6 protein-coding genes are annotated in these 6,290 nt (G+C 40.0%); 4 read left to right on the top strand and 2 right to left on the bottom strand.

Annotation, left to right across the window (positions count from 1 at the left end):
- Positions 1-87 precede the first annotated feature (87 nt).
- Positions 88-546 (bottom strand): flavodoxin family protein, encoded by a 459-nt coding sequence (locus J8L98_RS18655; RefSeq protein ID WP_210997677.1) that lies wholly within the window; start codon positions 544-546, stop codon positions 88-90.
- An 82-nt stretch (positions 547-628) separates the two neighbouring features.
- On the opposite strand from J8L98_RS18655, the gene soxR reads away from it, so the two are divergent.
- From soxR to J8L98_RS18635, 4 genes are all read left to right on the top strand, one after another.
- A complete protein-coding gene (gene soxR, locus J8L98_RS18650; RefSeq protein ID WP_210997676.1) occupies positions 629-1,084 on the top strand; it encodes a redox-sensitive transcriptional activator SoxR in 456 nt (151 codons plus the stop codon).
- A 143-nt stretch (positions 1,085-1,227) separates the two neighbouring features.
- Positions 1,228-3,000: a DUF885 domain-containing protein gene (locus J8L98_RS18645; RefSeq protein WP_210997675.1), complete on the top strand. Its 1,773-nt coding sequence runs from the start codon at positions 1,228-1,230 to the stop codon at positions 2,998-3,000.
- A gap of 113 nt (positions 3,001-3,113) precedes the next feature.
- Positions 3,114-3,527: a cupin domain-containing protein gene (locus J8L98_RS18640; protein ID WP_210997674.1), complete on the top strand. Its 414-nt coding sequence runs from the start codon at positions 3,114-3,116 to the stop codon at positions 3,525-3,527.
- Between the two features lie 178 nt (positions 3,528-3,705).
- Positions 3,706-5,871 carry a cation:dicarboxylase symporter family transporter gene (locus tag J8L98_RS18635; RefSeq protein WP_247682612.1) on the top strand — a complete coding sequence of 722 codons (2,166 nt, stop codon included), beginning with the start codon at positions 3,706-3,708 and terminating at the stop codon, positions 5,869-5,871.
- Here the strand turns inward: J8L98_RS18635 and J8L98_RS18630 are convergent.
- Positions 5,833-6,222 (bottom strand): DUF1294 domain-containing protein, encoded by a 390-nt coding sequence (locus J8L98_RS18630; protein WP_210997673.1) that lies wholly within the window; start codon positions 6,220-6,222, stop codon positions 5,833-5,835. The genes J8L98_RS18635 and J8L98_RS18630 overlap by 39 nt on opposite strands.
- Between the last annotated feature and the right edge of the window lie 68 nt (positions 6,223-6,290).

Here is a 6,290-nt window from a genome sequence, read left to right as displayed (position 1 = left end):
CTTCTATTCCAAAACCCTTATCCAAACCTGAGGTTAATTTAAAAAGGCCATAAATTATGGCATTTTATTACACTAAAGTACGCATTATTAAATCGACACCGGAAATTGAAAGTGCTGATGTGCCTGTTCTTTCATACCTAAATATTCACATGTTTTAATCATCATTTCTAACATCGGCGCGGGGGCAGCGCTACTAATTGAATTGGTCAGTATCGAAAAACGTTTGCCTCTTAATTGCCTTAATGACGCTTTAAGTGCGTCATCATCCATAAACTCTGTAATTCGGTCAAAAAATGCCTTCATTCTCGGGGTAACGGCATACCAATATACTGGAGATGAAAATACCACATGGTCGTATTGTAACACTTGTAAAAATATACGGCGAAAATCATCCTCTTTATGCCTATGGTCATAACTATAATCATGAATAACCAATTCATCTAAATACACCGAATCAGCCCCTTCATGTTGTGACACATAGTTCTCACTTACTGTCGCAGTATTGCCATGTCTATTTGCACTAGAATATATCACGATTGTTTTCATTACAGTCCTTATTTGCTATATGTTTAGTAGCATGTTAAAACCTTAAGTAGACTTGAGGTAAAGCGTTTTATTCAGGAGTTTTATGGGTACTCAGCAACTACAAGAAGCCAATTTACCCGTCGGCTATGTCGCAAAACGCAGTGATGTGAAAGTATCAACGCTGCATTTCTATGAAACAAAGGGGTTAATACGTAGCTGGCGCAACAATGGCAATCAAAGACGCTACAAACCTGATGTTCTCAGGCGTATCGCAGTCATAAAAGCAGCACAGAGAATGGGGGTTACTCTCGAAGAGATCAAAGAAACGCTCAATACTCTACCTGATAGCCGAACCCCCAATAAACATGACTGGGAAAAGCTGTCAAAACAGTGGCAAGTACAACTCGATGAAAAAATTGCCTATATGCAGAGGTTGAGAGACAGAGTTGATGGATGCATTGGTTGTGGTTGTTTGTCTATGAGTAGTTGTCCGCTATATAATCCAGATGACATTCTTGGAGCATCAAATAGTGGGGCCGTATTGCTCGAGCATGACTAAATACATACGCTCACCTATATTTTAAACACTGTAAAACCGTCCTCAAACAAAGGTTGTATTTCTTCGTTACGCTGAGAGAGTGACATGCGATGACATGTAATCCTTGATACCATACGTACATTACAATTAAGAACGGATCCATAATGAAAAAAACGACTCTCGGCTTAGCATTGGTTGTTGCGTTAGGTTTAACTGCATGCAACTCTGCCAACCAAACAACCCACACCAAAAACGAATCGACAACCTCGGTTAACCAAAGTTTCGAACAATTCGCAGCATCGCTTATAGATTCATACTGGCAGCACTATCCAGAAGCCTCAAGCTATGCTGGCTATGGCAAGTATGATGATATTATTTCAATTCCCAACGCACAAACTAGGGCAAGCAATAATACATTTAATGAAGCACAGCTTGACGCTTTACAGCAGTTCGATATAAACACACTGAGTGCGAATCAACAAACAGATTACTACCTCATTAAAAACCGCTTACAGAAAAGCCTTTGGCACAACCAAACATTTAAAAGTTGGCAATGGAATCCATCAAACTATAACGTGTCTGGTGGCTTTGCATTGTTACTTAACAACCGTTTTAAAAGCACTGACGAAAAATTAAACCTTGTTCTTAATCGTTTGAAGTTTGTGCCTGACTATTATCAAGCAGCACAAAACAATATTGAAAACCCAACTCTTGAATATACTCAGCTCGCAATACAACAAAACCAAGGCGCTTTCAGTGTATTAAATGATTCACTGCTAGAAATGTTAAGCAGTTCTAATTTATCCAGTGCCGATAAAGCACTATTCAAAGGTCGTTTTGCCGACGCTAAAACCGCCATTCATGGTTATATAGACTATCTAACCAAGTTGGAGAAGGAGCTAGTTGCCACGGACTCCGCACGTTCATTTAGAATTGGTGAATCACTCTACGAACAAAAATTTGCGTTCGATATACAGTCTGGCTACACGGCCAAACAAATGTACCAAAAGGCCCTTGCAGACAAAGACAGAGTGACTTCTGAAATGATCAGCATTACCAACAAGTTATGGCCGAAGTATTTTCCTGCAACACCGCAGCCTGAGAACGATACTCAAGCCATCTCAAAATTAATTAAACACTTATCAGTTAAACACGTCGACAAGCACAAATTTGTTGATGAGATTTCGACTCAAATCCCTGCACTTGAAGCTTTTGTGAAAGAAAAAGACTTAATCACACTTGATGCTGATAAACCGCTCGTTGTCCGTAAAACACCTAAATATATGCGTGGTTACGCGATGGCCTCGATTAGCTCTCCAGGCCCATACGAAAGCAAAGGCAACACCTTCTATAATGTCGAGCCGCTTGGCGACATGGACGATGAAAAAGCAAGCTCTTACCTTCGTGAGTACAATCATTGGATTTTACAAATTTTAAATATTCACGAGGCAATCCCTGGTCACTACACTCAGTTAGTGTACGCGAACAAATCTCCTTCATTAATTAAAAGTCTATTTAGTAATGGTGCCATGATAGAAGGTTGGGCCGTATACACTGAACGTATGATGCTTGAAGAAGGTTACGGCAACTTTGAGCCTGAAATGTGGCTTATGTATTACAAGTGGAATTTACGTGTGATCTGTAACACCATTTTAGATTACGCTATTCATGTCGAAGGACTTAGTAAAGAGGCCGGACTAGACTTGCTGATGAATGGGGCATTTCAAGAACAAGCAGAAGCAAAAGGTAAATGGCGCAGAGCAACCCTTAGCCAAGTACAATTAACAAGCTACTACAGCGGATACCGAGAAATTTACGATTTGCGTGAGGCGCAAAAAGTTAAATTGGGGAATAGCTTCGACTTGAAAACATTCCATGAAACATTTTTAAGCTTTGGCAGTGCACCCGTTAAGTACATAACGAAATTGATGCAATAACGAGATAATAAGCAGCAGAATGAGCCTAGTTCACTCTGTTGCTTACAATAGGCCCACAGTAACTATGTGTGTTTGCCCTGACAAACACCTTTCTAATTACCCATAGGTGAACAATGAAATATCTTCTACCACCCCTTATGGTATTACTATCTTTTTATAGTACCGCTGATGAAAAACACGCACCAATCTCAGTTGAAACGATTGTAAAAACAACGCAAAGCTGGAACGGTAATACACTCCCCGCTTACCCAAAAGGTCAACCAGAAATTACTATTTTAAAAATAGCGATCGCCCCAGGCGTCACATTGCCTTGGCATCAACACCCCGTTATTAATGCCGGCGTGTTACTCAAAGGTGAGTTGCTAGTTACAACCAAAAAAGGGAAAAAGCTCAAAATGACTGCCGGTGATCCTATTACTGAAGTAATAGACACATGGCACTACGGGGTAAATACCGGTACTGACACTGCTGAAATTATGGTTTTTTATGCAGGTATTGAAAACCAGCCTATCACGATTAAGCAATAACGTTCATTAATTATGCTTTACTCTTTTACATACAGTAAAGCATCCATTACTGCACATTTTTCTATTAATAAATTTAAGCATAGTCAGTTCAGACACCAGTCAGTTTAGATCACTATAATCCCCGCTCTTTTATTTTTCTATTATGCTTAATTGAAGCTAATATTGAGCGATGCACACAATGAATACATTTTTTTCTTTTTTGAAAAGTCGTAATTGGATGCTGTGGGCACTGATCTTAGGTGTTGCTACAGGCCTTATTTTTGGTGAACGCGTTGCATTTTTACAACCCATAGGTAATGGCTTCGTTAAGCTGATGCAGATCACTATATTCCCGTATATTGTCGTAAGCCTGATAGTCGGACTAGGAAAGTTTAGTCCTGAGCAAGTCAAAAGTATTTTACTCAAAGCCGCAACCGTAATGATAAGCTTGTGGTGCATTGGTCTCGTTGCTATTTGGTGCTTTGCTTTAACACTACCTCAACATGACGCTGGGACATTTTTTTCGCCTGCTCTTATTAGCCCTGCGGCATCCATCGATTTTGCTGAACATTATATCCCTGCCAATCCATTCGCCTCTTTAGCACAAGGTAACGTACCTGCCATCGTCATTTTCTGTATTGCTTTAGGCAGTTCATTAATAGCAAATAAACGTAAAACAACGGTACTTGACTTTCTTGAAGTCATTGGACAAGGGCTAACGGTAATCTCAAAAAAGATCATTGCGATTTTCCCTATTGGTATTTTTGCGATGACCGCCAGTACGGCTGGTACGCTCAGTGGTGAACAATTAAATAATCTGCAAGTATATTGGGTCTTGGTATTATGCCTTGGACTGTATTTAATGCTTGTACTCATGCCGATGATAGTGGCTGCTTTTACACCAATAAAATACCGGGATCTTATTCTAGTAATGCGTAATGCATGGATAACGGCTTTCAGTACCGGAAACGTCTTTATTGTATTGCCGGTTATCACAGAAGGGATCAAAGAGCACCTGCGAAAAACCAATCAAGCTGATGAGCAAGCTGATCACATTGCCGAGGTACTTGTGCCTATTGCTTACACATTCCCTAGCCTCGGTAAACTCACCACATTGATGTTCGTCATGTTCGCAGCATGGTTAACGGGGAGTCCAGTCGATATTTCTGATATTCCCAATGTTACCCTGTCGGCGATGCTGAGTTACTTTGCCAATGTGCATATCGCAATCCCGTTTTTACTTGATAGCTTGAAAATTCCAGCCGATAGCTATCAGTTGTACTTATCTATGTCGGTACTCAGTGCCAAAGTAGTATCACCTACAACGGTCATTTATATATTTTCTTTTGTATTTTTAAGTGTTTTCTATTGCCGAAAACAACTGCATTTAAAACGATTACGCTCGGTATATTACCTTGCACTATTGAGCGTGTGCCTACCCATATTCATGTTCGCCAGCTACACACTAAATAGTCATTTAGCAGGCAACAGTAAAGCTGCTGACGACATCATTGCAAATATGGTGATTGCAGAAACAGTCCCTGCACATGTATTAAACCACGTACCCAAAGCATATCATTCCGGAGAGTTGTCGCTCACCAATATTGATATTATTCAAAAGCGAAACTTAATTAGAGTTGGTTACTTAGTTGATAATGTCCCTTTTAGCTACTTTAACCAAAAAAATGAACTCGTTGGCTTTGATATTAGTTTGGCCCATCGGCTTGCTGATGATTTACAAGTTGAAGTTGAGTTTATCCCCTTTAAAAAACACCAATTAAGTGAATACCTTAACAAAGGCTATTTTGATATTGCTATGTCTGGATTAGAAATAAATGTGGTCGATTTAACCAAGGTTCGATTCAGTGATCATGTGCTAAAATTGCAATTAGCATTACTCGCCAAAGATCACCAATTACAACGCTTTGCACATAAAAGCGATATAACAAACCTCTCTAGCGTACAGTTTGCTCATGTAGAATATGGCCCTATCTTAAATAAGGTAACAAAGCAATACCCCAATATACACTTTTCTGAACTGAACAATTTAAAGCAATACTTTACGGACCCTAATAATTTTGATGCACTGGTGATCAGTGCTGAAGCCGGGTTCGCATGGAGCATGTTTTACCCTGAATTCGGTGTAATTGTCCCCCAAGAAGGTTCCATCAAGTACCCTGTTGGGTTCGCTATTGCTAAACGTAATCTGGATCTGCTGAGCTATATTAATTCATGGCTCGATATTCAAAAAGCCAATGGTAAAGTGCATGACGCCTATAACTATTGGATTTTAGGTTTAGGAGGCCAAAAGGAAGACACCCGCTGGTCACTCATCGACACGTACACTCGCCAACCCACTCAATAACCAATAGCACATGAGCCCAAGTAAGGCAGTTTGACACAGCAGTGCACAAAGCAACTTAACGTTAAATTGCCACTTTTTAGACTTATGGTGAAACACATCTTGAGCAACATACATACTAAAGTGCGCCCCTAAAGACGATACAAGGAGTAAACTGAGTTCGCTGAGCCTTTTCTCTTGCCTGCAGGCTCGGCGTTTATCTAGCCAAAACAGCACCATAAAAATACCATTAGCTACCAACACAACTACTGCAATATACTTTCCTATAACAGGTAGCTCGACACCGAGTAAAATAAGCATCAAACCATTAAAAAAAAGTATAGAGTGACCGATAGCACGTGCCAAACTGTTCAATTATTCTCCTTAATTTCTATACCCATACGCATTGACGAAACGCTCTGGCTTAGTTCTCGCTACATCAA

The sequence above is a fragment of the Pseudoalteromonas sp. MMG013 genome, from assembly GCF_018100885.1.
Classification (GTDB): domain Bacteria; phylum Pseudomonadota; class Gammaproteobacteria; order Enterobacterales; family Alteromonadaceae; genus Pseudoalteromonas; species Pseudoalteromonas aurantia.
This window is presented reverse-complemented; position numbering and strand designations above follow the sequence as displayed.